Source organism: Okeania sp. (assembly GCF_983059655.1).
Window position 1 is genome coordinate 2294 of record NZ_CEZPJD010000554.1, and the last position, 3053, is coordinate 5346.

At 36.5% G+C, this 3053-nt stretch carries 2 protein-coding genes; both read right to left on the reverse strand.

Annotated elements, in window-relative coordinates; all coding sequences use genetic code 11:
* On the reverse strand, window positions 1–1227 hold a 1227-nt coding region (locus AC3DU7_RS23995; RefSeq protein ID WP_488041816.1), incomplete at its 3' end, for a hypothetical protein.
* Between the two features lie 202 nt (window positions 1228–1429).
* On the reverse strand, window positions 1430–2776 hold the full coding sequence (locus AC3DU7_RS24000) for a TIGR03279 family radical SAM protein (RefSeq protein ID WP_488041817.1): 1347 nt from the start codon (window positions 2774–2776) through the stop codon (window positions 1430–1432).
* Between the last annotated feature and the right edge of the window lie 277 nt (window positions 2777–3053).

The window sequence follows — 3053 nt, forward strand, 5'->3', positions numbered from 1 at the left end:
CATTACTTGGTAAGAATTTCCTAGATTTGAATTTCTTTCCAATGTTGTTTTGGGGTTATTTGTTTCGTTTTCCTGATTTAGTTGTAAATTTGTCTGAAATTTTGTTATTTCAGTTTTAGGATTTTCTACTTGTGACTTTGACTGTAATAAATCTAATAAACTAGAATTTGACCTTTCTAACTCAGCAAAATTTTTCGATTCTACCTCAGTTTTTTCAGCACCTTTACCCGCCAGAGTAATTGATTCTTTAAATTCAGTTTCATGGCTGGGATTAATTTCCGTATCTATCTCAGAATTACCTGATTTTGAATTTAATAAATCTAATAAACTAGAATTTGACCTTTCTAACTCAGCAAAATTTTTCGATTCTACCTCAGTTTTTTCAGCACCTTTACCCGCCAGAGTAATTGATTCTTTAAATTCAGTTTCATGGCTGGGATTAATTTCCGTATCTATCTCAGAATTACCTGATTTTGAATTTAATAAATCTAATAAACTAGAATTTGACCTTTCTAACTCAGCAAAATTTTTCGATTCTACCTCAGTTTTTTCAGCACTTTTACCCGCTAGAGTAATTGATTCTTTAAATTCAGTTTCATTACCAGGATTAACTTTAGCTTCTACCTCAGAATTACTTGATTTTGACTGTAATAAATCCAATAAACTAGAATTTGACTTATCTAATTCAGCCAGATTTTTCGAGTCTACATTAAAATTTTGATTTTTGTTAGCTGCAAAACTACGATTAATATTTTGTTTAAATGGTAATTCTGAAGATGAAACATTTTCCCCCTTTCTATCAAATTTTAATTCTGTCAATAAACTACCTGTATTTTTGTATATATTTTCAATTTTTTTGAAGGAAGAAATAGCCTCTTGATTAGGTTTTGACTGAGATAATTGTTTATTGATATTAACTTCTGAGTGTCTTATTGATGGTACTTTTGTACCTAATGAAGGAGAATAAGAATTTGAATTTAACTTTTCTAATAAACTGCCTTGAGGTCTCGATTGAGTAACATCCTCTAAAGAATCAGTATCTGACTTGAACTCTTTAGTTTCTGTTACCTCAATAGATTTTTCTTTGACCTCTTGTGGGTCTAAAATAGAATTTTCAGGAGTATTACTTTGGGAGTGCATAGGTGGTGGGGTTGTAGACCCCTGTCCAGCATTTGAAATAACTACTCCGATCGCTCCTACTACCAATACATTACGAAAAACACTCATGGATTTTTTTATTCGTCTCCAAGTCCAACTGATATTTTAAACTAACAAGTCAACTGCTTTGCCAAAGTCAAAAGTTGAAAATTCAATTAGCGATCGCCCATATAGCGCTATGCGCAAGTCAGAAGTTAGAAGTCAGAAGTAATCCCTGACTAAGTTTTTCCTGCAGAAATGCTCCGCAAAGAGGATCGATCAATGTCCTAACCTATTTTCGTAGTGTCATAGCAGTCAAAATTAGTTCTTCTGCTCCTGCCACTGGCCAAATAGGTTTCTTCAGTCGATCTGCTAATTCTTCTAGGGTCATATCATCCAAAAATAGATTATCCCCTGCTTTGAGCATTACTGAGGGTAAAATAATTCCTTCCCCTAACTCTCGCCCCTGCAAACCCTCTAGCAAATCTTGGCCTGTTAATAATCCAGTGACACTAATACTTTGTCCCCAATAGTTGCTTGATAAGGCCACCATATTTACTTCTAGTCCTTCAATTTGATTGAGTCGCTCGGCGATCGCTGCAAATGCTTTTTCTACTGCATTTCCTACTACCCAGGTTAATTTTCTTTGGGTGCTTAAGTAAATGTCTTGGGCTAAAATTTCTTTGACAGCAGCTTCAAATTGTGATATGAACTGACGAATTGAACCAACTCCATTGCCAATTTGAGGATAATCTTCATATTCTGAGGCAGGGGGCAGGTCTCGACGGCCAATCAAAAACCATTCGTCAGCTAACCAGATGCAATTAGTCCCATATATCTGTCTTAGTTTAGCTTGAATTTCTTGCACTTGGTCTATAACTTCCTCAGCTTTTGCGGTGGTGACGGGTATTAGTTCATCTGAGCTAGGGCGAAAGCGAGTTAAACCGACTGGTACAACTGCCACAGATGCTACTGCCGGAATTTCCCCAGTATGAAACTTTGCTAAATCTAATAATGTGCGTTCCAGATGAATACCATCATTAATTCCCGGGCAAACAACAACTTGAGCATGTATTTGCAGTCGTCGTTGTTGAAACCACTGAATTTGCTCGAGTATTTTACCAGCTCTGGAATTTTTCAGTAGGCGCGATCGCAATTCTGGTTCAGTAGCATGGACAGAAACATAGAGTGGTGAGAGTCGCATTTGTTGTATTCTCTCCCACTCCCGTTGAGGGAGGTTAGTTAAAGTCAGGTATGAACCGTAGAGGAAACTGAGACGATAGTCATCATCTTTTAAGTAAAGAGTTTCTCGTTTACCTGGTGGTTGTTGATCGATGAAACAAAACGGACAACGGTTATTACATTGAATTAAACCGTCGAACAGAGCTGTAGAAAATTCTAAACCCAAGTCTTCATCGTAGTCTTTTTCAATTTCGATGTGGTGAGTTTTACCTTTTGCATCGATCGCCTCTATTTCTAAATATTCGTCGGCACAAATATATTGATAGTCGATCAAGTCTCGTGGTTGTTGTCCGTTGATAGAGGCGATCGCATCTCCTGGTTCAAAACCAATTTCGGCAGCGATGGAGTCGGGAATTACTTTAGTTATTAGAGCAGGTTGGATAGAAGTTTTACTCATTGACTACTATGGTAGGGAAATTTTATCATCTTAAGAGGTTGTCCGAGAAGTCTCATTTGCTACATCAGCTGCCCCCTAAATCCCCCAAAATTGGGGGACTTTTAGAAGAAAATTAACTCTTGTTCCCCCCAGAATTGGCTTGCTCGGGGGGCAAAACTCAGTATTAAACAACTTTTCAGATATCCTCTAAATATACTCTAATTTTTTATTACTCTTAATTAATTAGACTAGCTGTTAATATTCCCATAATTAGATTAATTTGATTTAGATAATATTC

Coding starts and splice junctions, on each gene's coding strand:
- AC3DU7_RS24000 (WP_488041817.1), bottom strand. CDS start 2,776: ATGAGTAAAACTTCTATCCAACCTGCTCTAATAACTAAAGTAATTCCC.